Origin of the sequence: Streptomyces sp. UNOC14_S4, assembly GCF_020740835.1 — a bacterium.
Taxonomy (GTDB): domain Bacteria; phylum Actinomycetota; class Actinomycetes; order Streptomycetales; family Streptomycetaceae; genus Streptomyces.
The window spans coordinates 1-522 of the sequence record NZ_JAINFC010001066.1 but is presented as its reverse complement, the minus strand read 5'-3'; the positions used below and the strand labels follow the sequence as shown (position 1 = coordinate 522).

The 522-nt window shown below is 80.3% G+C and carries 2 protein-coding genes; one reads left to right on the top strand and one right to left on the bottom strand.

Translation table 11 applies throughout. From position 1 onward, the window contains the following. Positions 1-373: bifunctional DNA primase/polymerase (locus tag K6I34_RS37925; RefSeq protein ID WP_229332533.1), on the bottom strand; the 373-nt coding region annotated here is incomplete at its 3' end. Here K6I34_RS37925 and K6I34_RS37920 point away from each other — a divergent pair. Next, the coding region (locus tag K6I34_RS37920; RefSeq protein WP_229332534.1) for a hypothetical protein at positions 264-522 on the top strand (259 nt) is incomplete at its 3' end. The two genes, K6I34_RS37925 and K6I34_RS37920, sit on opposite strands and share 110 nt — an antisense overlap.

Here is a 522-nt window from a genome sequence, read left to right as displayed (position 1 = left end):
GAGTGGGCTCGTCCTCGGCCGGCGGGTAGAGCGGGGGCGCGGTCACCGCGTCGCCCGTGCCGTGGCACAGCAGCGGCGGCATGGCCCGGGCCCACTCCTCCCAGGTGAGGAGCGCGGGCAGCCGCTGGGCCGTACCGGGCGAGGCGAAGACCAGCAGCCGCCCGCGCTGCGCCGCCACGGGCCCGGAGCCGGGGCCGCCCGCCCATAACCGGTCCAGGACCTTCCGGCCGAAGAGCGCCGGGAGGCCGACCACGTCGAACACCGTGCCGCAGGGGAGCACCACCGGAGCGGCCGGGTTCTCCGCCCACTGGGCGTGCACGCGGTACGGCTCCGGCGTGGCGGACGCGAGCCAGTCGGCCCCGGCGAGCGTCACGGGGGCGGCGGTGGACCGGGGCCTGTCGTCGAGATCCCGCGGGCTCCCGCCCCGGGCCGCGCCCCGCGGCACGGCGGCCGGGCGGCGGCCCGTACGGCGCGGCACCGGACGGATGGACGGGAGGGCGTGCAGGGAGGGGCCGGGGGAGC